23 protein-coding genes and 2 pseudogenes are annotated in these 25,581 nt (G+C 74.7%); 15 read left to right on the top strand and 10 right to left on the bottom strand.

What is annotated here, in order from left to right:
- Positions 1-128: 128 nt before the first annotated feature.
- Both KBZ10_RS29985 and KBZ10_RS06105 read left to right on the top strand, forming a co-directional pair.
- On the top strand, positions 129-3,056 hold the full coding sequence (locus KBZ10_RS29985; protein ID WP_210986475.1) for a toll/interleukin-1 receptor domain-containing protein: 2,928 nt from the start codon (positions 129-131) through the stop codon (positions 3,054-3,056).
- A 510-nt stretch (positions 3,057-3,566) separates the two neighbouring features.
- Entirely contained in the window at positions 3,567-4,016 is a 450-nt protein-coding gene (locus KBZ10_RS06105) for a hypothetical protein (protein ID WP_247701912.1), read from the top strand.
- 49 nt (positions 4,017-4,065) lie between these two features.
- Here KBZ10_RS06105 and KBZ10_RS06100 read toward each other — a convergent pair whose 3' ends face one another.
- Both KBZ10_RS06100 and KBZ10_RS06095 read right to left on the bottom strand, forming a co-directional pair.
- Positions 4,066-4,740, bottom strand: coding sequence for a response regulator transcription factor (locus KBZ10_RS06100; protein WP_210986474.1), 675 nt, complete (start codon positions 4,738-4,740; stop codon positions 4,066-4,068).
- Positions 4,737-5,975 carry a sensor histidine kinase gene (locus KBZ10_RS06095; RefSeq protein ID WP_210986473.1) on the bottom strand — a complete coding sequence of 413 codons (1,239 nt, stop codon included), beginning with the start codon at positions 5,973-5,975 and terminating at the stop codon, positions 4,737-4,739. The genes KBZ10_RS06100 and KBZ10_RS06095 overlap by 4 nt, the downstream gene beginning before the upstream one ends.
- A gap of 341 nt (positions 5,976-6,316) precedes the next feature.
- Here KBZ10_RS06095 and KBZ10_RS06090 point away from each other — a divergent pair, with 341 nt between their 5' ends.
- Together KBZ10_RS06090 and KBZ10_RS06085 are read left to right on the top strand one after the other, a co-directional pair.
- Positions 6,317-8,515, top strand: coding sequence for an MMPL family transporter (locus KBZ10_RS06090; protein WP_210986472.1), 2,199 nt, complete (start codon positions 6,317-6,319; stop codon positions 8,513-8,515).
- A gap of 161 nt (positions 8,516-8,676) precedes the next feature.
- A complete protein-coding gene (locus KBZ10_RS06085) occupies positions 8,677-9,516 on the top strand; it encodes an alpha/beta fold hydrolase (protein ID WP_210986471.1) in 840 nt (279 codons plus the stop codon).
- 46 nt (positions 9,517-9,562) lie between these two features.
- Here KBZ10_RS06085 and KBZ10_RS06080 read toward each other — a convergent pair whose 3' ends face one another.
- Complete coding sequence (locus tag KBZ10_RS06080) at positions 9,563-10,600, bottom strand: LysR family transcriptional regulator (protein ID WP_210986470.1); 1,038 nt, start codon at positions 10,598-10,600, stop codon at positions 9,563-9,565.
- A 201-nt stretch (positions 10,601-10,801) separates the two neighbouring features.
- Between KBZ10_RS06080 and KBZ10_RS06075 the strand changes: the two genes are divergently transcribed.
- From KBZ10_RS06075 to KBZ10_RS06050, 6 genes are all read left to right on the top strand, one after another.
- Entirely contained in the window at positions 10,802-11,497 is a 696-nt protein-coding gene (locus KBZ10_RS06075; protein ID WP_210986469.1) for a type 1 glutamine amidotransferase domain-containing protein, read from the top strand.
- A gap of 2 nt (positions 11,498-11,499) precedes the next feature.
- Positions 11,500-12,204, top strand: a complete 705-nt coding sequence (locus KBZ10_RS29170; protein ID WP_307847228.1) for a helix-turn-helix domain-containing protein — start codon at positions 11,500-11,502, stop codon at positions 12,202-12,204.
- Between the two features lie 197 nt (positions 12,205-12,401).
- Complete coding sequence (locus KBZ10_RS06065; RefSeq protein WP_210986468.1) at positions 12,402-13,754, top strand: aldehyde dehydrogenase family protein; 1,353 nt, start codon at positions 12,402-12,404, stop codon at positions 13,752-13,754.
- A gap of 104 nt (positions 13,755-13,858) precedes the next feature.
- A complete protein-coding gene (locus KBZ10_RS06060; RefSeq protein WP_210986467.1) occupies positions 13,859-15,499 on the top strand; it encodes an MFS transporter in 1,641 nt (546 codons plus the stop codon).
- A gap of 26 nt (positions 15,500-15,525) precedes the next feature.
- Positions 15,526-16,302 carry an ANTAR domain-containing protein gene (locus KBZ10_RS06055; RefSeq protein ID WP_210986466.1) on the top strand — a complete coding sequence of 259 codons (777 nt, stop codon included), beginning with the start codon at positions 15,526-15,528 and terminating at the stop codon, positions 16,300-16,302.
- A 120-nt stretch (positions 16,303-16,422) separates the two neighbouring features.
- On the top strand, positions 16,423-17,130 hold the full coding sequence (locus tag KBZ10_RS06050) for an AAA family ATPase (RefSeq protein ID WP_210986465.1): 708 nt from the start codon (positions 16,423-16,425) through the stop codon (positions 17,128-17,130).
- Positions 17,131-17,219: 89 nt separating this feature from the next.
- Here KBZ10_RS06050 and KBZ10_RS29165 read toward each other — a convergent pair.
- The 3 genes and pseudogenes from KBZ10_RS29165 to KBZ10_RS06040 all read right to left on the bottom strand — a co-directional run.
- Positions 17,220-17,417: pseudogene (locus tag KBZ10_RS29165) on the bottom strand (beta-1,6-galactanase); the annotation flags it as partial.
- 182 nt (positions 17,418-17,599) lie between these two features.
- Positions 17,600-17,950, bottom strand: a pseudogene (locus KBZ10_RS06045) (oxidoreductase); the annotation flags it as partial.
- A 168-nt stretch (positions 17,951-18,118) separates the two neighbouring features.
- Positions 18,119-18,967 carry a helix-turn-helix transcriptional regulator gene (locus tag KBZ10_RS06040; RefSeq protein WP_210986464.1) on the bottom strand — a complete coding sequence of 283 codons (849 nt, stop codon included), beginning with the start codon at positions 18,965-18,967 and terminating at the stop codon, positions 18,119-18,121.
- 102 nt (positions 18,968-19,069) lie between these two features.
- On the opposite strand from KBZ10_RS06040, the gene KBZ10_RS06035 reads away from it, so the two are divergent.
- Entirely contained in the window at positions 19,070-19,777 is a 708-nt protein-coding gene (locus KBZ10_RS06035; protein ID WP_210986463.1) for an SDR family NAD(P)-dependent oxidoreductase, read from the top strand.
- 212 nt (positions 19,778-19,989) lie between these two features.
- Here KBZ10_RS06035 and KBZ10_RS06030 read toward each other — a convergent pair whose 3' ends face one another.
- Positions 19,990-20,202, bottom strand: coding sequence for a DUF397 domain-containing protein (locus KBZ10_RS06030; RefSeq protein WP_210986462.1), 213 nt, complete (start codon positions 20,200-20,202; stop codon positions 19,990-19,992).
- A complete protein-coding gene (locus KBZ10_RS06025; RefSeq protein ID WP_210986461.1) occupies positions 20,199-20,705 on the bottom strand; it encodes a DUF5753 domain-containing protein in 507 nt (168 codons plus the stop codon). The genes KBZ10_RS06030 and KBZ10_RS06025 overlap by 4 nt, the downstream gene beginning before the upstream one ends.
- 232 nt (positions 20,706-20,937) lie before the next feature.
- Between KBZ10_RS06025 and KBZ10_RS06020 the strand changes: the two genes are divergently transcribed.
- From KBZ10_RS06020 to KBZ10_RS06005, 4 genes are all read left to right on the top strand, one after another.
- A complete protein-coding gene (locus KBZ10_RS06020) occupies positions 20,938-21,423 on the top strand; it encodes an ATP-binding protein (protein ID WP_210986460.1) in 486 nt (161 codons plus the stop codon).
- A 121-nt stretch (positions 21,424-21,544) separates the two neighbouring features.
- Positions 21,545-22,105: a GNAT family N-acetyltransferase gene (locus tag KBZ10_RS06015; protein ID WP_210986459.1), complete on the top strand. Its 561-nt coding sequence runs from the start codon at positions 21,545-21,547 to the stop codon at positions 22,103-22,105.
- A 110-nt stretch (positions 22,106-22,215) separates the two neighbouring features.
- Positions 22,216-23,367 carry an alpha/beta hydrolase gene (locus KBZ10_RS06010; protein ID WP_307847226.1) on the top strand — a complete coding sequence of 384 codons (1,152 nt, stop codon included), beginning with the start codon at positions 22,216-22,218 and terminating at the stop codon, positions 23,365-23,367.
- 197 nt (positions 23,368-23,564) lie between these two features.
- The gene (locus tag KBZ10_RS06005) at positions 23,565-24,380 is read left to right on the top strand and encodes a GNAT family N-acetyltransferase (protein ID WP_210986682.1); all 816 of its coding nucleotides are present in this window, start codon (positions 23,565-23,567) and stop codon (positions 24,378-24,380) included.
- A gap of 195 nt (positions 24,381-24,575) precedes the next feature.
- On the opposite strand, the gene KBZ10_RS06000 is transcribed toward KBZ10_RS06005, so the two are convergent.
- Together KBZ10_RS06000 and KBZ10_RS05995 are read right to left on the bottom strand one after the other, a co-directional pair.
- The gene (locus KBZ10_RS06000; protein ID WP_210986458.1) at positions 24,576-25,079 is read right to left on the bottom strand and encodes a GNAT family N-acetyltransferase; all 504 of its coding nucleotides are present in this window, start codon (positions 25,077-25,079) and stop codon (positions 24,576-24,578) included.
- A 182-nt stretch (positions 25,080-25,261) separates the two neighbouring features.
- Positions 25,262-25,581: zinc ribbon domain-containing protein (locus tag KBZ10_RS05995; protein WP_210986457.1), on the bottom strand; the 320-nt coding region annotated here is incomplete at its 5' end.

Raw genomic sequence — 25,581 nt, 5'->3', positions numbered from 1 at the left:
CCGCGGAGACCGTGCGGCACCCGTCCGCGGCCTGCGGGACGGTGGGCTCGTACGGACTCGACCAGCGTGGTACACATGGAAGTTGGTTCGGCGCGTTCGGGGGCGGCATGGACACGGGGGACGACGCCATGGCTGACGCCGTGGAGGGAACGGAAGAGGCCGAAGGAGCGGAGAACGCCGCGGCACGGGCCCCGGCGGCCGGCGGTGCGAAGCAGCGCGACGCCTTCATCTCGTACAGCCAGAGCAAACACGCGCCGCTCGCGAGGAAGCTCCAGCGGGGCCTGGAACGGCTGGCCGTCTCCCGCTTCCGGCCCATGCGGATGAGCGTGTTCCGCGATGTCACCAGCCTGCCGGCGAACCACGACCTGTGGCAGTCCATCCAGCGCGAACTGGCGCGCTCCCGCTACCTCATCCTGCTCGCCTCCCCGGAGGCCGCCGCCTCGCCCTGGGTGGCCAGGGAAATCGACTACTGGCTGCGCGAGCGCGACACGGAACACCTGCTCATCGCCGTCGCGAGCGGTGAGATCGAGTGGGACGAGAGGGCCGGCGACTTCGACTGGCGGAGGACCACATGCCTGCCGCGCAACCTGGCGGGCCACTTCACGTCCGCGCCGCTCTGGGTGGACCTCCGCGAGATCGGGGAACGCGCCCATCACTCCTTGCGCTACCCGCCCTTCCGCGCCGCGGTCGCCACCCTCGCCTCGCCGCTGCACGGCCGCCCCAAGGAAGAGCTGGAGCACGACGACTTCCGGCAGCTCCGGTTCGTCAAACGGCTCAGCTGGTCGGGCGTCGCCCTGCTCGTGACGCTGCTCGTCCTCGCGGTCTACGGCTTCTTCGACGCCGCCAGACAGCGCGACGAGGCCGTGGCCCAGGCCCGCGTCTCCGCCTCGCAGGCGCTCGCCGCCCGCTCCGGGCAACTCCTCGCCACCAGCCCCAACCAGGCCGCGCAGTACGCCCTCTACGCCGAGGAGACCCGGTCCACCCCCGAGTCCCGGCGCGCCCTGGCCCAGGCCGTGGCCGCCGCGCCGTACGCCAGACGGCGGCTGCGCGCGGACTCCGACTCCGTGCTGGGACAACAGGGCGCGGGCCGCCCGGCCCAGACGGACGTCGTCCTCAGCGCGGACGGCACGACCGCCGCGTACCGCTCCGAGTACGACCGGGTCCAGGGCATACGGCTCTACGACGTGCGCTCCGCCCGGCAGTCGGGCCTGCTGCGCGACGACAGCAGACCCAGGGCGCTGAGCCGCGACGGCGGCATCCTCGCCACGGAGGCCTACCTCAACCGGATCCAGCTGTGGGACACCCGGACCGGCAAGCTGCTGCGCACGGTGGCCACGGGGCACACGAAGGACCTTCCCCGCGTCGTGCAGGGTCTCCATGCCCTCGCCCTCTCGCCCGGCGGACGGTGGGTCGCGGCCTCCCACTACACCCCCGAGGGCCATGCGTACGCCGTCGTGTGGAACGCGTCCAGCGGGCGCGAGATCGCCCGTCTCAGGGTCAGCGACACCCGGATCGGGCTCGGTTTCTCCGCGGACGGCTCCCGGATGACCCTGGTCGACAGCGGGCGCCGGGAGGTCCGGGAGTTCCTGCCGGAGCCGGCGCGCTGGGAGGCGGCCCGCTCCCTGCCGGGAATGACCCCCGCCCCCGCGCGAGCCCTGCAACACAGCGGGATCCTGCTGTTCGACGGGGCGCGCAAAGCCCTGACCCGGACGCCGGAGCGCGCGGAGGTGTGGGACCTGGAGAAGCGCCGCCGTATCGCCGAACGGTCCTTGGGCAACTACGAGAACATGACGGTCGCGGGCGGCGGGGGAACCGTCGTGGTGGGCGGGCGCGACGGCAGCGTCCGGCTCTACGACGCACGCCTGCGGCCCGGTACGGAACTGGGGCGCCTGGCCCGGCCGGCCGGCGCTCTCGCCGCGTCGGCCGACGGCGCCCAGGTGGCGGCCGGTTCGTACGGCGGCGAGCTGAACCTCTACACCACCGGAGCCCGGCGGGGGCAGCGAGTCGCCCTCGGCGACGGGGAGTTCACCTACGGGGACCTGACCCCCGACGGGCGGACGGCGGTGCGCCGCACCGAGCGGCACACCGAGTTCTGGGACCCGCGCACCGGCCGCCGCCTCGGCCGGATTCCGTACGTCAACCCGTCCGTGAACGAGGAGGACACGGCTTACACGCTCAGCGGCGACAAGCGGTACGTCGGCATGCAGAGCGTGGAGGACACCAAGGGGGAGACCCACACGCGCTTCGCCATCTGGGACCTGCGCACCGGGAAGCGGACGGACTGCCGCGTGGACATCGAGGGGCTCCACCAGGACCTGATTCCCCCTGCGGTGTTCTTCCTCCCGGGTGACCGGCACGTCGTCGGCGCCTGGAACGGCGCCGTGGAAGTGCTCGACACCCGGGCCTGCACCCGCAGCACGGTGAAGCCGCAACTGGTGTACGACACCCCCGCCCTCGGCCTGAGCGGGGACCGCAGGACCCTGGTCGTCCTGGGCCAGGGCACCAACGACGTCGACACCTGGCGCTGGGACGGCGACCACACCTTCGAGCACACCGCCCACACCACCCTGCCGTCCGAGGTCGACGCCGTGGGCATCGGCGTCGACCACGAGGGGAAGCAGGCGGCCTTCTCCGACAGGGAGAGCCATCTGTACGTCGTGCGCCTCGACTCCGGACAGCGTGTGCGCGCCACCGGCCGACTGCCGGAGATGACCGGTGACGCGGCGTTCAGCCGGGACGGCAGTCTGGTGTTCCAGGGCTTCCGCACCGAAACCTCCCGGGGGGTGCGCATCCTCGACGCGGCCAGTGGCGATCAGCTCGACGTCTGGGCCACGGACCCCCCGGCCGCCTCCGCGGAGCCCTACGAGGGCATGCAGGTGGTCCCCGGCCCCGGCGACGACCTCCTCACCCTCGGCCCCGACCGCAGGATCGTCCGCCGTACGGCCGGCGTGGAGGCGTGGCGCGGCCTGCTGTGCGGCCTGGTGAGCCAGCCCCTGCCCGCCAGGGAACGGGACCGCTACCTGAAGGGCCTGGACGTGGCGGCGCCCTGCCGCTGACGGGCGCGGGAGGTCACCCGGCTCCGCCCCTTCGTCCCCGCCGGATGCCGTCACCGTGCCGTGAGGCACCGCGCACCGGCACGGTCCGGTCCGGTCCGGTCCGGCCCGTGCACCGGGGCCATACCGGGCGCCGCACCGGGCGGAACACGCCGGTACGCCGGGGCACCGGCCCCGGGCCGGAGGCCCACTCGCACACCGGCGCACGGGCCGGGGCACGGGTGCGCATGTGCGCCGCCGCACCGCACACCGGCCCTCCGCACGGCGCGTACCGGGCGGCGCCGTGCCCGTACAGCCCTCGGGTGACGGTGCGCCCCCTCTGGTCAACACGGCGCCGGCGCGGCAGGGTTCGGGGACGTGGCCAACGACCTCCGCCTCCCCCCGTGCCCTGCCCGACTCCCGCCCCCCGTACGGCACTTCGGGGCGCGCGCGCCCGCCGTCCCGGCGTCCGGGGCACGGCCGGCGGCGCCCGCCCCGCGCCGGGCGCTGACCGTCGCGCCGCACGGGGTGGCCGTGGACGGCGGGCCCCGGCCGGGCGCGTCGGCGGCCTGCGTCTACTGGTCGGAGGTCACCGCCGAGGGACCGGTGGCGGGCCGCACCGTCGCCGTGCGGCTCGGCGGCTACGCGGCACCCACCCGACGGCTCGCGCTCCGCTGGCTCCGCGCCCAGGCGCACCGGATCGCCGACGGGCTCGACCCCGACCCGGCGGAGCCGTGGGCGGCGGAAGGCATCCTCCGCCCCGTGCCGGAGCGGTACGCCGACGCGCCCGCCGCGTTACGCCGCTGGGCCGCCGACGACCTGCGGCAGCAGGCCGCGGCCGTGCGGCTCGCCGACGGCCTGCCGTTCCGCCTCACCGCCGACGACCACACGGGGCGCTACTCGCTCCTGGCCCGTCCCGTGGCCGTCACGGCCCTGCCCCGCGTCGCCGCCGCCTCCGCCGCCGCCCCCGCCCCGGCGGCGTAGCGGCCGCGCCCCCGGCGGCCCGGGTCGATGGCCGGGTCGGCGGCCCGGGTCAGTGGCCGATGTCCAGGCCACCCGCTTCGACCAGGCCGCTCTCGTACGCGAAGATGACGATCTGCACCCGGTCGCGCAGGCCGAGCTTGCCGAGGATGCTGGACACATGGGATTTGACGGTGGCGGGCCCGATGAAGAGCCGGGCGGCGATCTCCGCGTTGCTCGCGCCCCGGGCCGCGGCCACCACGATCTCGCGCTCGCGCTCGGTGAGCCGTTCCAGGCGGCCCGCCACCGCCGTGTTCACGCGGCGCTCCGCGAACCGGTCGACGAGGCGCCGGGTGATCGAGGGGGCCAGCAGCGCCCCGCCCCCGGCCACGGTGCGCACGGCGGTGGCCAGTTGCTCGGGCGGGATGTCCTTGAGCACGAAGGCGCTGGCACCGGCGCGCAGCGCCTCGTACACGTACTCGTCCGGGTCGAAGGTGGTCAGGATCAGCACCCGGGCGTCCCAGTCCGCCTCCCGCAGGATCCGGGAGGTGGCCTCGATGCCGTCCATGCCGGGCATGCGGATGTCCATGAGGACCACGTCCGGACGGTGGGCCCGGGCCGCCTCGACGGCCTCCTGCCCGGTCCCCGCCTCGGCCACGACCTCGATGTCGTCGTGGACCCGCAGGATCATGACGAAGCCCCGGCGGACCAGCGCCTGGTCGTCCACGACGACGACGCGGATGCTCACGCGGCCTCCCCTCCCGCGGGCAGCCGGGCGGCCAGCCGGAACCCGCCGCCGGGCCGGGGCCCCGCGTCGAGACTGCCGCCGAGGAGGAGGGCCCGCTCCCGCATGCCGACGATGCCGTGCCCCGGCACCGGGTCCCGGGTGCCGGCCGCCGCGGCCGGGCCGGCGGCTCCCCGGCCGTCGTCCGCCACCTCGATCACGAGATCGCCGTCCTCCCTGCCCAGACGCACCTCGGTGCGGGTCCGCGGCCCGCTGTGCTTGAGCACGTTCGTCAGGGCCTCCTGGACGATGCGGTACGCCGACAGTTCCACCCGGGCCGGGAGAGGGGCTCCGGCACCGCCGTCGACCGAGATGTCGACCGAGACGTCCAGACCTGCTTCGCGGACCTGATCGACGAGCCGGGGAAGATCGTCCAGCCGGGGCTGCGGCCCCAGCCGTTCGCGGTCCGCGTCCGCGTCCGCGTCCGGCCGCAGCACTCCCAGCAGATGACGCAGCTCGTCCAGTGCCTGGCGCCCGGCCTCCTCGACCGCTGCCATCGCCTCCCGGGCCTCCTGGGGATCGTGGGCGGCCACCATCCGGGCCGCACCCGCCTGCACCGTCATCATGCTCACCCGGTGCGCCACCACGTCGTGCAGTTCGCGGGCGATGTGGCTGCGCTCCTCGGTGACGATCCGGCGCGCCTCGGCGGCCTGCTCGTACCGGAGCTGTACGGCGCGTTCCGCCCGCAGCCGCAGGCGCCGGCCGAGGTACCAGGCGCCGGCCAGGACCAGGACGCCGAAGCCGATGTCCGCCCAGGGAACGGAGCCCAGCAGGCCGTCGACGGTCAGCGCGGCGAGGGCCGCGACGACGCCGAGACGGTTCCACCGGGTGGCACCCGCGTACTTCCCCACGCTGTACAGCGCGATGACCACCATCCCGCCCATCGTGGCGTAGCGGCTTCCCAGCGTCGGGGCCCAGGCGGCCAGCACCACCGCCAGCACCGCCGCCGGCTCGCGGCGGCGCCGGTAGAGCGCCGCACCGGCCGCGGCGAACAGCAGCAGCACGGGGAGGGGGACGGCGGTGACCGGGCGGAGGGCGAGCGTGCCGCCCGGTGCCTCCTCCACGAACACCGTCAGCAGGAGGACGGCTGCCGCGAGTACGGCGTCGGCCGCGCGCGGCCGGCGGGCGAAGGGCCCGCGGAACCGGTCCGGCCCGCCGGGGAGCGGAGTACCGGGGGGCGGCGGCGCCGTGCGGTTCATCATCGCTCCCGGGGAGAGGCTTCCGGTGCCGCGGCGAGCCGCCGGGATCGACCGGGCCCACCATCGTAGGGGCAGGTCGGAGGCGTGGTCACCCGCCCGCGGGCGGATCACCTCCTCCGCCGCGCGGGGGAGGCGCCGCCGCGGCCTCCCCGCCGTGCGGGGGAGGGGCGGACCCGTCCGGCGGCCGGGGACAGCCCGGGCGCCGGCGCCCACGATGGAACCACCCCCCACGTCCACCTCACGCCGTCTCACGGCAACCCCGCGCCGGCCCCGTACGTCTCGCCGCGGCGTACCGGGCAACGCCCCCGGGCGGCGGCCGTCCCACAGGAGCACACACAGCCATGGACCGATTCACGCGCCGCATCGGCGGCGCGAGCGCCCGCCGGCCCTGGGCCGCCATCGCCGCCTGGGCGGTCGCCCTCCTCCTCGTCCTGCCCCTGGCCGGCACGGTCGGCGGGGCCTTCGCCGACGACCTGGTCGCTCCCGGCAGCCGGAGCGCGAAGGCGATGGAGCTGCTCGAAGAGCGGTTCCCCGACGCGTCCCGCGGCAGTGCCGTGGCGGTCTTCGCCGCGCCGGAGGGCGAGCGGCTGCGGCGGCACCGGGAGGCCGTCGACGCAGCGGTGGCCCGGCTCGCCGAGGTGGAGCACGTCGCGTCGGCGGCCGGTCCCTTCACCGCCGGCGCTCTCTCGCCCGACGGGCGCATCGGCGTCGCCCGGATCACGTTCGACGTGCCCGTGATGGACGTGGACCCGGGGCAGATCGAGGCCCTGGCCGAGGCGATCGAGCCCGCACGCGATGCGGGCGTCGTGGCCGAACTGGGCGGTGACGCCGTCTTCCTCAACGCCGAGACGGAGACCTCGGGGGCGGAAGCGGCGGGCCTGGTGGCCGCGCTGGTCATTCTGGTGGTGGCCTTCGGCACGGTCGTGGCCGCGCTGGTGCCGATCGCCCTCGCCCTGGTGGCCGTCGCCGCCGGCGTGGGCAGCATCCTGCTGCTGGCCAACGCGATGGACGTCTCCACCGCCGCCCCCACGATCGGCGCCATGATCGGCCTGGGCACCGGCATCGACTACGCCCTGTTCGTCGTGGCCCGCCACCGCGAGAACCGTGCCGCCGGCCAGGACAACGCCACCGCCCTGTCGAACGCCATGGGCTCGGCGGGCTCGGCCGTGCTGTTCGCGGGCGGCACCGTCGTCGCGGCGATGGCCGCCCTCGCGCTGACCGGTCTGAGCTTCCTGACGTCGATCGGCCTGAGCACCGCTCTCGTGGTGGCCTTCGCCGTCGCGGCCGCCCTGACGCTCCTGCCGGCCCTGCTCGCGCTCCTCGGTGACCGCGTCCACAAGACCTGGCGCCGGGGCCGGAAGCGCCCCGCGAAGAGGACCGAGGACACGGCGTGGTGGCGGTTCGCCCACCGCGTGTCCGCCCGGCCGTGGCGTCACCTCCTCGCCGCCTCCGCGGTGCTGCTGGCGCTGGCCGCACCCGCGCTGCACATGGAGACGGGCTTCCCCGACGCCGGTGACGACTCCACGAGCACCACCCACCGGCGCGCGCACGATCTGCTGGCCGAGGGGTTCGGCCCCGGCTTCAACGCGCCCCTGTTCGTCGTCGCCGATCTGCGCGGTCCGGGGGCCGACGCCGGGGACATCCCCGGGCTGGCCCGGCGCATCGCCGCCGACCCCGGCATCGTCGCGGTCGGCGAGCCGCGGACCTCCGCGGCCGGGGACACCGTCGTGCTGCCCGTGACCCCGGCCACCGGTCCCGCGGACGACGGGACGTCGGAGACGCTCGCGCGTGTCCGCGGCCTCCTCCCCGGCCATGCCGCCGTGGCGGGCGGGACCGCTGTGACGGACGACCTCACCGGGCAGCTCGCCGACACCCTGCCGGTCCTGATCGCCGCGATCCTGGTGGCGTCGTTCCTGCTGCTGATGGTCGTCTTCCGTTCCGTGGCGCTGCCGCTGAAGGCCGCCGCGGTCAACCTGCTGTCCATCGGCGGGGCCTACGGCGTGGTGGTCGCCGTGTTCCAGTGGGGCTGGCTGGGCGGCCTGTTCAGCCTCGACGGGACCCTGCCGATCGCCTCGCCCCTACCGACGATCTTCTTCGCGGTCCTCTTCGGCCTGTCCATGGACTACGAGGTGTTCCTGCTCTCCCGCGTCCGCGAGGAGTACGAGGCGACGGGGGACGCCACCGAGTCCGTGGCGCGCGGCATGGCGGCCACCGGCCGCGTGATCACCTCGGCCGCGCTGATCATGACGGTGGTGTTCCTCGGGTTCGTCGCCAACCCCTCACCCCTCGTCAAGATGATGGGCCTGGGCCTGGCGACCGCCATCGTGCTGGACGCCACGCTCGTCCGCATGGTGCTCGTGCCCGCGGCCATGGCCCTGCTGGGGCGTGCCACCTGGTGGCTGCCCGGATGGCTCGGCCGCCGGCTGCCCCGGGTCCGCCCGGAGGCCACGGAGCCTCCGCCCGGGCCGGAGCCGGAGCCCGGGCCGGAGTCCGGGCCGGAGTCCGGGCCGGCGCTCGCTCCCGCCTCCGGAAGCCGCTGACGCGGGGCCCCGGCGGGCGGGCGCGGAGCCCGCCCGCCGGGGGGCCGTTGGGCCGTGGAACACCGGCGGCCCGCGGAACACCGTGCGGGGGCACAGCTCGCTTGACAGATCACCTTCCCTGCCAAAAGCTGGACCGACCAGTTGGTATGGAGTGGTGGAGCATGGCCGTTCAGGTGGGGATCCCGACCTCCCGCGGAGTGTTCGAGGCGTTCGTCGCCGGGCCCGAGGACGGCCGTCCGGTCCTGTTGCTGCACGGTTTCCCGCAGACCGGGCTCGGCTGGGAGGGGCAGATCGCCGCCCTGGCGGCCGAGGGGTTCCGGGTGGCCGCGCCCGACCAGCGGGGGTACGCGACCGGGGTCCGCCCGGAGGACCCCGCCGCCTACGGCATGGACTCCCTCGTCGCCGACGTGGTGGCGATCACCGGTGCACTCGGCTGGCCGGTCTTCGATCTGGTCGGCCACGACTGGGGCGGCGCGGTGGCCTGGTGGACCGCCGACGCCCACCCGGACCGGCTGCGCACCCTCACCGTCGTGTCCACCCCGCACCCGGGCGCCCTGGCGCGCACCCTCCGCACCGACCCGGACCAGCGGGAGCGCTCGCGGTACATGATCGAGTGGCGGGACCCGGCGACCGAGCGGCGCATGCTCGCGGACGGCGCCCGGGAACTGCGCGCCCTCTACGGCGGCGGGGTCCCGGCGCGGCGGGTCGAGGAGTACGTGCGGCACCTGTCGCGGCCGGGCGCCCTGACCGGGGCGCTGAACTGGTACCGGGCCCCCCGCCCCCGCCACGCGATCGGTGCCACCGGTGTGCCCGCGCTGTACGTCTGGGGCACGGAGGACACGGCCTTCGGCCCCGCCGCGGCCGAGGAGACCGGGCGCCACGTCAAGGGGCCCTACCGCTTCGAGCGCCTGCGGGGCGTCAGCCACTGGGTGCCCGAGGAGGCCCCCGGCGTGCTGAACCGCCTGATGCTGGAACATCTGACGGCGCACGCCGGTGACTGACGTCCCCCGGGCGGCGCCGGCGGCGGCCGCCCCGCGGCCCGCCGGGTCACCAGGTGCGGGACTCGCTCAGCAGATGGTCGCGGACCAGCGCCACATGCGGGTTGTCCGCGGTGCCGGGGCGCTGGACGAGATAGGCCGTGTTGATGGGCGGGTCCTCCGGGTCGAGCAGCGGGACCAGGGCGCCCGAGGCGAGTTCGGCCCGGCACAGGTAGCTCGGCAGGACGGTGAAGCCGGCCCCGGCGGCGACGGCCGTCAGCACACCCCGCAGATCCGGCATGGTCAGCGCGGCCTGCCCGGTGAGACGCCGGCCGAAGACGTGGCGCCAGTAGCGGCGGGCGATGGGCAGGTCCTCCGCGTACGTCACCAGCGGTACCCCGCACAGGGCGGCCGGCCCCTCGGCGGCGACCCGGTCCGGGCCGATCCGCCGGGCCCACCCGGGCGAGGCGACCAGGACGAACTCCTCGTCCGCCAGCGGTACGGACTCCAGGGTGCGGCCGCGCGGCCGGCGGGAGGAGACGACCAGGTCGTGGCGGCCGGCCCGGAGGCCCTCCAGCAGGTCGTCGGAGAGGCCGGTGGCGACCCGCAGCCGCACACCGCGGGCGACCAGCGGTGCGAGGACGCGCAGGGCGCAGGAGCCGAGGAAGTCGGCCGGCCCGGCGAGGTGCACCGGCGCGGCGGCGTCCCCGTCGGCCCGGTCGCGGTCGGCGACCGCGGTGAGGGCGTCGATCGGGCCGGCGACCCGGTCCGCCAGGTCGTCGGCGAAGGGCGTGGACGCCACCCCGCGCGACTGCCGCTCGAAGAGCTGGCGCCCGAGGTGCCGTTCCAGCGCGCGGATCTGCGTGGTCACGGTCGGCTGGGACAGGCCGAGCAGGGGCGCGGCGGCCGTGTACGAGCCGGTCCGGTGCACGGCCAGGAAGGTGCGGAGCAGAGAGAGATTCAGTGGCGCGGCCGGGGCCTGCCCGGAGCCGGACGCGCCCGGCGGACGGTCCGACGGGTCCGGCGCTCCCGCCGGAGAGCCCTGGTGCGGCCCGGAAGGGACTTCCCGCGACGCCTCCCGCGAGCCATTGGATTCCCTATTTCTCATCTTGTGAATCCTATTGGATCGCGGAAGCGGAGGCCCCCTACGGTCAGGGGTGCGGGCGAACTGACGCTCTGAGTGCAGAACGTCAGACCGTCACCCGAGAGAGAACACGGAGCACGGGAGCGCCGGACCACCGGAGCGCCCACCGACCCAACCGGCACCCGGACCGGCACCCGGACCCGAACCCGGAAAGAGAGCACCCCCATGGCAAAGATCCTGTTCGTGATGACCGGCGTCGACTACTGGACGCTGGCCGACGGCACCCGGCACCCCACCGGCTTCTGGGCCGAGGAGGCCGTGGCCCCGTACGAGGTGTTCACCGCCGCGGGCCACGAGATCGTGGTCGCCACCCCGGGCGGCGTCGCGCCCGCGGTCGACAAGGCGAGCCTCGCACCGGAGGTCAACGGCGGCCCGGAGGGCGCCGACGCGATGGCGAAGAGGCTCGCGGCGATCGGCGAACTCCGGCGGCCCGTCAAGCTGGAGGACGTGGACCCGGCCGGCTACGACGCCGTCTTCTACCCCGGCGGCCACGGCCCGATGGAGGACCTGGCCGTGAACGCCGACTCCGCCGCCGTGCTCACCCGGACCCTGGCGTCGGGCCGCCCCCTGGGCGTGGTCTGCCACGCGCCCGCCGCGCTGCTGGCCACCGTCGGCGCGGACGGCGGCACGCCGTTCGCCGGCTACCGGCTCACCGGATTCAGCAACGCCGAGGAGCAGCAGGCGGGCCTGGCGGACCGGGCGAAGTGGCTGCTCCAGGACCGCCTCGTCGCGATGGGCGCGGAGTACGCCGAGGCCGAGCCCTGGTCCCCGAACGTCGTCGTCGACCGCAACCTCTACACCGGCCAGAACCCGGCCTCCTCCGGCCCGCTCGCGGCCGAACTGGCCAAGGCCCTGGGCTGACCGTGAGCGGCGACCGGCTCACGGAGGTCCTGGACGCCACGTACGACTGCCTCATCCGGTACGGCGTACGGCGCACCACGGTCGACGACATCGCCGGCGCGATGAACGTGTCCCGGTCGGCCGTCTACCAGTACGTCCGCGGCAAGGACGACGCGGTCCGCCGGCTCGCCGAGCGCCTGCACACGCGGGCGCTGGAGCGGGCCCGGCGGGCCGCCTCCGCCGACGCCCCGCCCGCCACCCGCGTCCGGGGCGTCCTGGAGGCCAAGCTGCGCCTGGTGCTGGACCTGTCCGGGGACTCGCCGCACACCGCCGAACTCCTCGACGAGAAGGCCCGGTTGTTCGGTGACATCTGCCACGGATTCACCGCCGACCTGCGCACCCTGCTGATCCGGGTCTTCACCGAGGCGGGCCTCGGGGGCGCGGACCCGGCCGAGGAGGAGGCGGACGAGAACAGGCCGGCCGGCCCCGCGGCGGAACCCCGGCCGTCCGGCGGCCCGGCGGCGGACGCCCGGCGGCCGCCGGGCGGCACCGGGACGGTCGGTCCGGCCCGGGCGGTTGGCGGGGCGGTCGACCCCGCCGGGGCGGCCGACATGTGCATCGCCCTCGTGCTCGGCCTGGAGTCCGTACCCGGCGGTGAACGGCTGCTCCGCCCGGCGGTGGACGCGCTGCTCACCGGACTGCTCGGTGACGCGGGAGCCGCCCCCTGACCCCCGCGCCCCGGCGGTGAACCGCCCGCTCCGCCCCGGTGCCCGCCCCGGCCTCCGCCCACCCACCCGCTTCCGCCCCCGCCCGCCGCTCCTTCGACGCCTCACCGGAACACCCCCGGCCAGCGGCCGGACGGCAGCGCCGCGGGCGGGGCCCGGCAGCCCCTCCCACCACTCCTCCGACAGAACGGGACACGACCGTGACAGCGACCCCGACCACCCACCAGGACACCGCCTTCACCGCCGAGCACGCGGCGGCCCTCGCCGGCCGCCTGCGCGCCGCCTTCCGCAGCGGGCGCACCAAGCCGCTCGCCTGGCGCAAGCAGCAGCTCGCCCGGCTGCGTGCGCTGCTGACCGAGAACGGCGACGCCATCGCCGCCGCCCTCCACACGGACCTCCGCAAGAGCCGCGCCGAGTCCGACTCCATGGAGATCGCCAGCACCGTCACCGAGATCGACCACTACCTGGAGCACCTGGAGGAGTGGCTGCGTCCGCAGCCCGCGGGCGTTCCCGAGGCCGCCTTCCCGGAGGGCACCACGGCCCGCACCCAGTACGACCCCCTGGGCGTGGCCCTGGTCATCTCCGCCTGGAACTACCCCGTCAACCTGCTGCTGGTGCCGGTCGCCGGCGCGCTGGCCGCGGGCAACGCGGTGGTGGCCAAGCCGAGCGAGCTCTCCCCGGCCACCTCGGCGCTGGTGGCCCGGCTGCTGCCCGAGTACCTGGACACCGACGCCGTCGCCGTGGTGGAGGGCGGAGTCCCGGAGACCACCGCCCTGCTGGCCCAGCGCTTCGACCACGTCTTCTACACCGGCAACGGGACCGTCGGCCGCATCGTCATGAAGGCGGCCGCCGAGCACCTCACCCCGGTGACCCTCGAACTCGGCGGCAAATCCCCGGCCTTCGTCGACCGCGACGCCGATGTGGCCGCGACGGCGGCGCGGCTCGCCCAGACGAAGTTCGCCAACGCCGGGCAGACCTGCGTCGCCCCCGACTACGTCCTCACCGACCCGGACACCGCCCGCGCCCTCGAACCGGCCCTCACCGCCGCCATCGGGCAGCTCTTCGGCCCCGACCCGCGGTCCTCCGACGCGTACGGGCGCATCGTCAACGAGCGCCACTTCGACCGCGTGGCCGCCCTCCTGGACTCGGGGCGGACGGTGACCGGCGGCAGCCACGACCGCGCCGACCGGTACATCGCCCCCACCGTGCTGGCCGACGTGCGGCCGGACGCGCCGGTGATGCGCGAGGAGATCTTCGGCCCCGTGCTGCCCCTCGTCACCGTGGACGGACTCGACGAGGCCATCGCCTTCATCAACGAGCGCGACAAGCCGCTCGCCCTGTACGCCTTCACGGACAACGACACCACGCGGGAGCGGCTCGCCGCCGAGACCTCCTCCGGAGCGCTCAACTTCGGCCTGCCCATCTACCACCTCGCCGTCCCCGAACTGCCGTTCGGCGGCGTCGGCCCCAGCGGCATGGGCAACTACCACGGCCGTCACTCCCTCGCCGCGTTCAGCCACCACAAGGCCGTCCTGGACGTGCCGCTCGCCTGACTCCCCGCACCGGTCCGGGCCGCCTGGCCCCCGCCGCGCCGCCCGGCCCGCCCGGGCGAACCGGCCCGGCCGGCCCCGCACACCCAGAAAGCACCGACACCGACATGCCGGCAACACGCCGCACGCGGCCCCGGGGCGCACCGCGCCCGCCCCGGGGCCGCGGCTCCCTCCCCGGCCGTATCACCGGACCCGCCCCCGGCTCCGTCCCCGGCCCTCTCCTCGTCCTGGCGCTCGCGCCGGCGGCCATGGTCGTCTCCGTGATGCAGACCGTGGTCGTGCCGATCCTGCCCGTCATCCGGAACGAGCTGTCCCTCAGCTCCTCCGCCGCGAGCTGGCTGATCACCGCGACCCTGCTCTCCGCCGCCGTGTCCACCCCGCTGCTGGGACGCCTCGGCGATCAGCACGGCAAGCGGCCCGTCCTCCTCGGCGTCCTGGCGCTGACCACCGCCGGTTCCGTCCTCGCCGCCACCGCCGGCTCGCTCCCGCTGCTCATCACCGCCCGCGTCCTGCAGGGATCCTCCACCGCGCTCTTCCCGCTCGCCCTCGCCGTCCTCCGCGACGAGGTGCGCCCCGACCGGCTGCCCGGCGCCATGGGCCTCGTCAGCGGAACCCTGGCCTTCGGCAGCGGATCCGCACTGGTCGGCGCGGGACTGCTCACCCGGGGACCCGAGGCCGGCTACGACCGCGTCTTCTGGCTCGCCACCGCACTGTCGGCCGTCGCACTGGCCGCCGTCGCCCTGGCCGTGCCGCCGTCCCCGGAGCCCGCGGGCGGGCGCACGGACTGGGCGGGGGCGGCCCTCCTGGCCACCGCCCTGGTGCTCTTCCTGCTACCGGTGTCCCAGGGAAACACCTGGGGCTGGGACTCGCCCCGGGTGCTCGGCTGCCTCGCGGGCGCGGCGGTGGCGACGTCCGTGTGGGTGCTGGTGGAGCGCCGGGTGCGGGAGCCGATGGTGGATCTGCGGATGTTCCTGCTGCGGCCCGTGCTCTTCACCAACATCGCCGGAGTGCTGCTCGGTTTCGGCCTGTTCACCCAGTTCATCGGCGTCTCGTATCTGGTGCAGACGCCCCCGGACATCGCGGGGTACGGCTTCGGCGCCTCCGTGCTGCGGGCCTCCGTCGTCTACCTGCTCCCGGGAGCGACGGCCTCGCTCGCGGCGGCCCGGCTCGGCGGAGTGCTGGCGCACCGGCTCGGCCCCCGGATCACCCTGGCCGCCGGAGCCGGCGCGGGTGTCGCCGGCTTCGCCGTGCTCGCCCTCGCCCACGGCACGCCCGCGGCGGTCGTCACCGGGGGCGTCCTGACCGGCATCGCCGTGGCCTTCGGCTTCGCCACCCTGCCCGCGTTCATCGTCGCCGGCGTACCGGCGCACCAGAGCGGTATCGCGGGCGGCCTCAACTCGATCTCCCGGTCGGTGGGCAGCTCCGTGGCGAGCGCCGTCATCACCGCGCTCCTCGCTGCGGGCACCCTGCCGGACCTGCCGCCGGGTGCGCCCGCGCTGCCCGCCGAGAGCCAGTACACGCTGAGCTTCGCCCTGGGCGGTGCCGCCTTCGCCCTCGTCGTGCTCGTCGCCCTGGCCGGGCTGAACCTCGACCGGCCGCGGGCGCGTGTCGTCCTGGAGACGGGACCGGCGGCGGACCGGCAGGCCGAGGGCCGGCAGGCCGAGGAGCCGTCCGCGGACGGCCCCCCGGGCGGCTCCGGGGGTGCGGTGCTGCCCGGGGCCGGGGCCGGGGCCCTGAGCAGAGAGTGACAGCCGGGACGGGTTAGGTTCTGGACATGTCACCGTCCGACGCGTCCCCCCGCGACTTCGAGGCTGTCTTCCACGCCACGACCGCGCCCCTCCTCGTCCTCACCACCGATCTGGTGATCAGCGACGTCAACCGCGCCTATGCGTCGGCGACGTACCGGGAGCGGGATGAACTGCTCCAGCTGCACGTGTTCGACGCCTTCCCCGACAACCCCCACGACCCGCAGGCGGACGGGGTGGCGAATCTGGGCGCCTCGCTGCGGCGCGTCCTGAGCGGGGCGGGCGTGGACACCATGAAGGTCCAGAGGTATCCCGTTCCCTTCCGGGACAGCCCGACTGGCTTCCGCGACATGCACTGGAGCCCGGTCAACAGCCCCGTCACCGGCCCCGGCGGCGAGATCACCGCGCTCCTGCACCACGTCGAGGACGTCACCGCCTTCCACGAGGACCTGCGGCGCGTCGAACGCGCCTACGGGCAGGCCGGCACCCCCGCCGCCCGCACCCACACCGCGGTCGCCCAGCGGCGCTACGCGGAGCACGTCGAGCAGACCGCCGACGACACCGGACGCCGGCGCGAGCTGGAACAGGAGATCGCCCAGCTCCAGCAGGCCCTGCGCTCGCGCGGTGTGATCGACCAGGCCATCGGCATCGTCCAGGCCGAACGCCGCTGCGCTCCCGAGGACGCCTTCCAGCTGCTGGTCACCCTCTCCCAGCGCACCAGCATGAAGCTCCGCGACATCGCCGGCGCCCTGGTGCGCCTGGCCGAGACCGCCCCGCCGGGGCCGCTGCTGCCGGGCCCCCGGTAACGTCCCGCCCGCCCGCACCGGTCCCGTGCCCGCCCGCACCCGGTCCCGTGCCCGCCCGGACGCCACCACCGGCCGCGCCGCGCACGTCCGCTGCGCCCGGTCCTGTGCGAGACTCGGCCCGTGATCGTCGAACGCGCGTACGCACATGTGGAGTCGCACGACGAGGGGGAGTGGCCCTGGTCCGTGCCCTGTGTGCGCGGCCTCCTCGCGGACGGGCTGCGCTTCACGGCGCCGGTGACCTTCCTCGTCGGCGAGAACGGCTCGGGCAAGTCCACCCTGGTCGAGGCCCTCGCCGAAGCCTTCGGCCTGGACCCCTACGGTGGCTCGCACGACTGGCGCTACGCCAGCCACCGCGGCAAGTCGGTCCTCGGCGAGCGCATCCGCTTCGAAGCGGCGCCGCGCGGACGCCGCATGCTCGGCAACTGGGCGGCCCGCAAGGGCTTCTTCCTGCGCGCCGAGACGGCCCTCGACGCGCTCGACCGGGAAGGCTTCGCCCCCGACTCGGTCAGCCACGGCGAGGGCTTCCTCGCGGCGTTCCGGGGCAAGTTCCTCCGCCCCGGGCTGTACGTCATGGACGAGCCGGAGGCCGCTCTCTCCTTCTCCTCCTGCCTGGAACTCCTCGGCCACCTGGACCAGTTGGTGAAGAACGGCGGCCAGGTCGTCTGCGCCACCCACTCCCCGCTGCTGACCGCCCTGCCGGGCGCGGACATCGTCGAGGTCGGCGACCACGGCATGCGCCGGACGGAGTGGAGCGACCTCGCCCTGGTCGACCACTGGCGCCGCTACCTCGACGACCCGCGCGCGTATCTGCGGCACATCCTCGACTGAGGACGAGTCCCGGCCCCCCGCCTACGGCCCCCCGCCCACGGCCCCGGCCCCGGCCCACGTCCGTGCGCCGGGCCCGCGCGGCCGCACCCCCCCAGACCGGGGAGCGTACGGCCGTCGTACGGGACGTCGTCCAGGGTGAAGAAGGCGTCGGCGAAGTCGTCCCGGTCGCCGAAGACGTTCGCCCACCAGGCGAGCGAGGTGCCCCACCCCTCCCAGGCCCCGTAATCCGTGCCCGGCTCCACCCGCACCGTCGCATCGGCGTGCGCCGTGCCCGGGGCCCGTACGGACGGCGGCGGCGTGCAGGGCCCCTGCGCCCGCCCGTTGCCTGGCGCCCGTCGCCCACGGCCCGCCGTGGGCCGCCGTCGCTGCGGCGACCGGCCGGGGCCGGACCTGGTGGGGTCGGCGCCGGCCCCCTCCCGGGGAGGCGGGCCACGGGGGCAGCCGTCAGCCGCAGCTACCGGTGATTCACTCGGGCCACCCAGTAGCCGGAGCGCCCGGAGTGGTCGCCCGGCCCGCCGATGAGACCCGCGCGGGCGATGAGGAGACGGTCGCCCACGGCCGCCGCCGACGCCTGCTCGCAGGCGACCTTCGCCTCCCCGTACAGCGAGCGGTCCACCTCGCTCCGGTCGGTCGGGGCGAGCAGGGCCGCCGACTCGTCCGCACCGGGCTCGCGCCGGTCGGCGGCCACGAGCCGTGCCCCGTCCGCGACTTCGCCGCTCTCCCCGCGCGCGAGGCACGTCACCCGGTGGCCGCGCGCCAACGCCGGCCGCGCCACCTCCCGGCCCACCCACGCCGTTCCACCCAGCACCAGAATCTCCATTCCGCCACCCAAGCACCGTGCGAGCGGGACGCGCAGCCGGCTTCGCTGACAGCGGATCGGATCCGGCGGCCCGTTGCTCCCCGGAGCGGCGGCCAAGCGCGACCGGACTCACCGACCCGGCTTCGGGGGCCGGCGGTTGAAGACCCGTGATCTCCGTTGGTGAACGTGTCAGTTGGCGGGATCGGTGAGCGTCTGCGTTCCGAGCACGGTCAGCAGGGCGAGGCGTTCGGCGTCCTCGGTGCCGGGTTCGGCCGTGTAGACCATGATCCGAAGGCCGCTGCCCGCCACGGTGAGTATGTCGCAGTCCAGTGTCAGTGGTCCGGCGTGCGGGTGGTCGATGGTCTTGCGGGCGGCCTCGTGCCGGCCCACCGCACCGGCCTCCCACAGCGCGGCGAACCGGTCGCTGCTGGTGCGCAGTTCCGCGATGAGCCGCCGCAGCCGCCGGTCCGCCGGGTAACGGCCGGCTGCCGCGCGCAGGTCGGAGACCAGCGCGGCCTCGAAGTCGCGCAGGGACTGCGGCGTGTGGCGGGCCCGGGTGCCCGGGCCGAGGAAGTGGCGCCACACGGCGTTGCGATCGTCGTCACGCCGGCCGGACGGATCCCCCATGAGAGCCGCGTACGGCGCGTTGGCCAAGAGGAGGGTCCAGGACGCGTCATAGACCGCCACGGGTGTCCCCGTCAGTCTGTCGAGCAGCCGCTGGACACTCGGGGTGATGTGCACCGGCACCGTCCGCGGGCCCGGCGGCGCGAGACCGGCCAGCCGGAACAGGTGGGCGCGCTCGTCCCCCGACAGCCGCAGCGCCCTGGCCAATGCCTCGACGATCTGGGGCGAGGGGTGGGCGGCGCGGCCCTGTTCGAGCCGGGTGACGTAGTCGGCGGACATCCCGGCGAGCATGGCCAGCTCCTCGCGGCGCAGCCCGGTCGTGCGCCGGGGCCCGCCGGCGGGCAGCCCGGCCGCCTCGGGCGGGACCCGTTCGCGCCAGCGGCGCACCGCCCGCCCGAATTCCGTCGCCGCCATGCCTGCCAGTGTGCACCGCCTGTCGTCCGGCCGCCTGGTACTGCCGGTCCCAGGAAGAACGGACGCCTGGCCGGCCGCACGGTCCCGCAGGACGGTGGGGACATGACCAGAACACTGATCACCGGAGCGAACAAGGGTCTCGGCTTCGAGACCGCCCGCCGCCTCATCGCCGCGGGCCACACCGTCTACATCGGCAGCCGGGACTCCGGGCGCGGCCGCCGGGCCGCCGCGCGGCTGGGCGCGCGGACCGTACAACTCGACGTCACCGACGATGTCTCCGTCGAGGCCGCGGCCCGAGCCATCGAGGCGGAGGGGGGACTGGACGTGCTGGTCAACAACGCCGGCGTCGAAGGAAGAAACGAGGACAACGGCGTGATCGGCGCTGCCGATGTCACCGCCGACATGATGCGGCGGGTGTTCGAGACCAACGTCTTCGGCACGGTGCGGGTCACCCACGCGTTCCTGCCGCTGCTGCGGCGGTCCGCTTGCCCGGTCGTGGTCAACGTCAGCAGCGGCCTGGCCTCCCTCACCCGGGTCACCACCGCCGGTACCCCGGCCCACGCCTATCCGGGCGTCGCGTACCCGGCGTCGAAGACCGCGCTCAACATGCTCACCGTGCAGTACGCGAAGGCGTTTCCGGACCTGCGCATCAACGCGGTGGAGCCCGGCTACACCAAGACGGACCTCAACGGGAACACCGGCATCCAGACCGTCGAACAGGGCGCCGAGATCATCGTCCGCATGGCGCAGGCGGGCCCGGGCGGCCCCACGGGGGGCTACTTCGACGCCCAGGGGCCTCTGCCCTGGTGAGCCGCTCCTGGCCATGACGGCAGGGCGGCTGAGCGCCTCCCCTCGCGCCCGAGGACCACCTGGCGCTGCCGCTCGTGCTCGGCCCGGTCGGCATCAGCGGCACGAGAACGCATATCGGCGATCCGGGCTGTCCAGCCCGGCGGTCCCGAACAAGGAGCCCTGCCACGCCGACAGGCGCGCGGCGGGGCTCCCTCGCTTCGCCGTGCAGGAGGTCAGGCGGACGGGCCGGTGACGAGCCCGACGAAGGACGACCAGGTGTCCGGGGACACGGTCAGCACCGGTCCGGTGAGGTTCTTGGAGTCCCGGACGTGGACGGAGTCCTTCATGGAGGCCACCTCCACGCACTCACCGCCTCCACCGGTGCTGTAACTGCTCTTGAACCATGCTGCCTCGGGCACGGCCGACTCCGAGCGCTCAGCGTTCATGCCTCTCCCAACAGTCTCTCGACGAAAGTCGATGACTCACGCGGTGTGAGTGCCTGAGACCGGAGGATGCCATAGCGGGTTTCGAGTTCGCGGATCTTTGAGCGGTCGGTGTAGAGACGGCTGTCGTCCTGCACCTCGGTGTAGGCGACGCGCTGTCCCGTCGATGCGTCGATCAGCGTGAAAGGTCCTCCCAGGGCCGCGTGATCCTCATGCTCGGTCGGCATGATTTGGATCTCCACGTTGCGGAACTGCCCCAGGCGAAGCATCTTCTCCCACTGCCCTCGCAGAGTCGTGCGCCCGCCGATGGGCCTGCGAAGGGCCGCCTCCTCGATGATGAAGCTGAGCAGGGGCGCGGGCCGGCGGCCGAACGCCGTCACGATGCCCGTTCCCGCCTCGTCGTCGCGGTGCCCGAAGCCGGCGGCCGCCGACGGGCCTTGGCACCGGGCCGCCTCCGTCGTCTCCTGTGCCGTCGGTTCCTCGCGCATGTCGTCCCCCTCGTGCATGTGCCCCACCGTCCTTCCAGCCGGCCGTATGCTCAGCACTGCCCAACCGGACGGGCCCGGGACCGGTAACGCCGCACAGCGCGTACAACGCCGCGAACGGTGCGCGTGCGCCGCGTACAGCGCACCGCTTCGGCTGTCCCCGCCAGCACAACGGTGGCCGGTGAGGGGACAGTTGAGCGGACGGGGCGCGTCACCGCTGGTCACGCCCGGTCTCAGCCGCCAGCGTGGCGGCATGAACAGCGAGACCGGGCAGAACGCGGCCCTTGTCGGAATCCCGTCCGTCGCACAGAACTTCGCCCTGCGCTTCAGCTCCACACCGCGTGGTGCGCGGCTGGCGCGGCGGCTGGCCGGGCAGTGGCTGGACGAGCGGGGCGTGCCGTACGGAAGCGAGGCGCACGACGCCGTGACGCTGGTGGTGGCGGAGTTGAGCGCGAACGCCGTACGGCACGGGCATGTCCCCGGGCGGGACTTCCGGATCGGCATGGCCTTCGGCACCGGGTGCGTACGGATGGAGGTGACCGACACCCGGGCCGAGCGGCTGCCGGTGCCGCCGGGAGAGCGGGACCCGGCGGCGGAGTCGGGGCGGGGGCTGCGCCTCGTCGCAGCGCTGGCCGACCGGTGGGGCTGGTCGCCCCGGAGCGACGGTCCGGGGAAGACTGTCTGGGCGGAGTGCCGGCTGCCGGGCCGTCCGGCCGTCCGGCCGAGAGGGGCGGGCTGATCACCGTTGCCCTTGTGGTGCGGGGAATCCGCTGGGGCGCGCGGGCCCCGCCGTGGGAGGATGCCGCCGCAGCGCGCGGCGTGTTGCGGTGTCTGTGGGCCAACACGGCTGGGGGACAGAGATGTTCGCGGTATCCCTGGGCGAGGACGGTGCGGAGCTGGGGCCGCTGGAGCCCTGGCACGCCGGGGAGCTCCTCGCCCACATCGACCGGGGGCGGGAGTACATCGGGCAGTACACCGGCCTGGCCGACGTGGTGACGGATCCGGAGTCGAGCCGGGCGTACCTCGTGTCGTACGCGGAGAAGGCGGCCGCCGACACCGGGCGGATCTACGGCATCCGGCTGGGTGGCGGGCTCGTCGGCGGTGTGCTCTTCCGTACCTTCGACGTGCGGCACGGCACCGCCGAGGCGGGCTGCTGGCTGGAGCCGTCGGCGGTGGGGCGGGGCCTGGTCACCAGGGCGGCGCGCGTCATCATCGACTGGGCCGTCGAGGAGCGGGGCATCCACCGTGTGGAGTGGCGGGTCGCGGTGGGGAACACAGCCAGCATCGGCGTCGCCCGGCGGCTGGGGATGACGAGGGAGGGCGTGCTGCGCCAGGACTACCCGCGCGGGGGAGAACGGTTCGACACGGAGATCTGGTCGGTGCTCGCCCCGGAGTGGCGGGCGGGCCGGGCGGCACGCTGAGTGGACGGTTTCCGGCCCGGCCTTGGCGCACCGCGCATACGTCGTGACGGGGACGAAGGTCCGGCGAGCAGACGAACAAGCGAGCAGGCGAGCAGGCGAACGGGGACTTCGTGCCAGTCGGATATCTGATCAGCGTGGCCGTCATCGCGGCCGTGACGCTCTGCGCGCTGGCCCCGCCGCGGCGGCCGCGGCCGCTCGCCGGGCTGAGCTTCCGCCTCGGGCTGCTGCTCACCGAGGCGCCGGTTCTGGGCGGCTACTGGCTGCTGGCCTCGACGCTGACGGCCTTCGCTCAGGGGGACATCGCGACTCCGGCTGCCTGGGCGGTGTTCGGGGTGGCGGCTCTCACGGGCGCCGGTCTCGTGGTCATCGCGCGGCGCGGTCTGCGGGCCGCCCCGGTACTGGAGCGGGCCCTCGCCGAAGGGCTGGGGCCGGACCGGCGGGCAGCCGCCGGTGCCGGCCAGGAGCGGAGGCCCGGCCGGCGCCGCCGGCTCGTCCGGGCCCTGCTCGCGCCGGTGCCCCTGCGGCGTCGCGACGTCGAGCGGATACCGAACCTCCGCTACGGTGACGCCGGCCGCCGCAACCTGCTCGACGTCTACCGCCACCGCTCCCGCCCGGTGGGCGGCCCGGTGCTGATCCATCTGCACGGCGGGGGATACCGGCAGGGCCGCAAGAACACCCAGTCGCTCCCTCTCCTGTACCGCCTCGCGAGCCGGGGATGGGTCTGCGTGAGCGCCGACTACCGCCTGAAGCCGGCCGCGCGCCACCCCGACCACCTCGTCGATCTGAAGCGGGTGATCGCCTGGGTCCGGGCCCATGGACCGGAGTACGGCGCCGATCCGTCCCGGCTGTTCGTCGCGGGCAGTTCGGCGGGCGGGCACATGGCGGCCCTGGCCGCGCTCACGCCGAACGACGCCGTCTTGCAGCCGGGGTTCGAGGACGCCGACACCTCGGTCACCGCGGCCGTCTGCCTGGGCGGCTACTTCGGCCCGTACTACGACGACGACAGCTCCTCGTCACCGGCGGCCCACGTCCGGGCGGACGCGCCGCCGTTCCTCATCGTCCACGGTGACCGGGACACGGTCGTCCCGGTGACGGAGGCCCGCCGGTTCGCCGGGACACTGCGCACCGCGTCCGCGAGCCCTGTCGTCCACGCCGAACTCCCGGGCGCGCAACACGCTTTCGACCTGTTCCCCTCAGTGCGCTTCGAGGCGGTGGTGGACGCCGTCGAGAAGTTCGCGGACCGTGTCCTGCGGGGCCGCTGAGATCACCGTGTCTGCCCGGTCCTCCCTGTCGCGGGTGCGCCTGTACGCCTACGAGGGCCATGCGCGGGCCGATCCGGGGGCGGGTGAGCGGGCGGGCGCCCGGGTGCCGTTGCCTCCGGGGGTTCCGCAACGTCAGGATACGGACCCGTCACGGCGTCCGGCGTCCGCCGCCGGTTCTGGAAGGAGTGTCCGTGCCGATGGTGTCCGAGTTCGCCGTGCTGGTCCCGGAGGAGGTGCGCGGGCTGCAGGAGAGGGCGGCCCGGGCCCTTCCGGCGGAGCGGGTGGAGAGGATCGGGGGGTGGTGGCTGCGCCACGCCCCCCGATCCCCCTGGTGGGTCGGGACGGTGCTGCCCCACGGAGCCACCCGGCGCCCCGGTGAACTGGCGCGCAGGGTCGGCGAGGCCGAGAGGTTCTACGCCGACCGGGGCGGGACGGCCCGGTTCCAGATCAGCCCGCCGGTCTGCCCGGACGGTCTCGATCCGCTCCTCGCGGAGCGCGGCTACCGGCGGGAGAGCCTGGTGTCCCTGCAAGTGGCGTCGGCCGCGCGAGTTCTGGAGCGGATGCCGGTTTCCGGTGAGTCGCCGCTGCGTGTGCGGCTGGACGGTCTCCCGTCACCGGCGTGGTCCGAGGTCTGGCACGCCGTACAGGGCCACGGCGTCGACCCCGGGGCCGAGCGGGAGTTGCTCGCTCGCGTGGAGGGGCCGTCCGCCTACGCCACCGCGATGCTCGGGGACGAGGCCGTAGCGGTGGGCCGTGCGGTCGCGGACACGGACTGGGCGGGCGTGTTCGGCATGGCCACGCTGCCCCTGGCGCGCGGCCGCGGCGCGGCTCGCGGAGTGCTGTCCGCGCTGGCCGGCTGGGCCCGCGCCCACGATGTCGAGCGCATGTACCTCCAGGTCGAGCGGGACAACGCCCCCGCTGTCCGGCTGTACAAGCGGGCGGGGTTCCGGGAAGTCTGCCGCTACCACTACCGGATCGCGGGGGATGAGCGCCGCCACCGGCGTTCGGCCTGAGCCCGGACGAAGGCCCCGATCCCATCCCCATCCCCATCCCCGTGCCCGTGCCCGTGCTCGGTGCTGGGCGTCGCCGCGACCAGCCCCACTCCCGCCCGACCCCAAGCCGGCCGTCGCTGTCGTCAAACCGGCCGCTCGGCCCGAGCGCACTCGATCACGTGAGCATCAAGTCCCGGGGACGGGCGCGGTCCCGCGTCACGTCAACGAGCGGGTGAGCCAAGCCACTTCACCGCTGTCCTCCGTGGAGACGTGGTCCCGTTCGAACCCGAGCTTCTCCAGGACGCGCAACGACGGTGTGTTCCACGTTCCGACGGTCGACCAGAGCCGTTTCCGCCCGGTCGCGACAGCGGCGTCGAGCACCGCGCCGGCGGCCTCGGTGGCGTAGCCGTGCCCGTGCACCCGCTGGAACAGCTCATACGCGATCTCGGGCTCTTCCAGAGTGGTGCGGCCGGTGATCAACCCGCAGTAGCCGATGAAGTCCCCTTCGTCGCGGCGCTGGACGGGCAGCAGGGCGATCCCCGTCGCCGCCGTTCCGGCGAGCAGCTTCCCGATGGCCGTCCGGATGTGCTCGACCGTGGGCGTCCCCTTGCCGCGTTCGGCGAGGAGGGCGCAGAACTCGGCGGCGTCCGATTCGGCCCAGGGGCGCAGTATCAGCCGCTCGGTCTCAAGATGGAACGACATCGTCTTGTAGGCGGACATGGGCTCCAGTCTGCTCCACGGGGTCACCAAGAGGTATCCGAAACGAACGATCGCTCTGGGCTTGAGCCGTGACGTGAAGTCAAGCGCAGTACCTCGATTGTCTGCGGTCCGAGCAGCGGCGCGCCTATGCGTGGGTGGTGACTCCACCCACGCGTAAACGCGCGGGCTTCCTGCGTCGGTGGCTATGCCGTCGCGCAGAGGGCCAGCCCGGCCCTGTTGAGGACGTTCGTCGCGCCGACGTGGTCCGCGTTCGCTGCGAACCCGCACGTCGTGCACCGGAACCTTTCCTGGGTGACGCGGTTCTCCTTCGCGACATGCTCGCACTCGGGGCACGTGCGGGAGGTGCTGCGCGCGTCCACCGGAACCATCAGGCGACCGGCACTCTCAGCCTTGTTCGCCAGGATTCCGAGGAACTGCGCCCAACCCGCGTCGAGGACGCTGCGGTTGAGTCCGGCCTTCGCGGCAGCACCGTTGGGCAGGAAGCTGCCGGGCTGCTCGGGGT

The organism is Streptomyces sp. F63 (assembly GCF_018070345.1).
Lineage (GTDB): Bacteria > Actinomycetota > Actinomycetes > Streptomycetales > Streptomycetaceae > Streptomyces.
Note: the sequence above shows the minus strand (reverse complement) of the source record. Positions and strands in the feature narration are given on the sequence as shown.